The organism is Psychrobacter sp. FME13 (assembly GCF_014861395.1).
Taxonomy (GTDB): domain Bacteria; phylum Pseudomonadota; class Gammaproteobacteria; order Pseudomonadales; family Moraxellaceae; genus Psychrobacter.
On sequence record NZ_RRYV01000384.1, the window covers coordinates 1 to 492 of the forward strand.

A 492-nucleotide genomic window follows, 5' to 3' on the forward strand; every position below is an offset into this window, starting at 1 on the left:
TAGGCTTAGATGTGTATAGCTCATGGTTGCAATCTCACTTTGGTCGGTGGATAAAAACTTTGATGCTAGCGCATCTAGGTCTTTTTTTCACCTTGCATTTGGTATTGCACTTCATGTGTTAATCTAAGAAAATAAAAAATGTTACTTATAAATTAAATCCGTTGGTGGTGTGTCAGAAAGTATGCTGAAGAAATAAAGGAGGGTGACAGCCAAAGCAAGATGATATATTTGAGGTTATGAAGACACAAATAGATATCAGCTGCCCCGACTGTCACAGTCCCAGTTTAAAGAAAAACGGCATAAAAAGCTATGGCAAGCAGAACTACCAATGCAAGGACTGCAAACGTCAATTCATTGGTGACCATGCCTTAACTTATAAGGGCTGTCACTCTAAAATAGAAGACATCATACGGCTAATGACGGTGAGAGGTTGCGGTGTTAGAGACATAGCTATTATAGCCTCAGTCAGTATCGGTAAAGTATTGGGCACCA

The 492-nt window shown here is 39.6% G+C and carries 1 protein-coding gene; it reads left to right on the plus strand.

Features of this window, described 5'->3' with window-relative positions:
* Positions 1 to 236: 236 nt before the first annotated feature.
* Positions 237 to 492 (plus strand): IS1 family transposase (locus tag EI164_RS16700; RefSeq protein ID WP_192518970.1); only part of this gene is annotated, 256 nt, incomplete at its 3' end.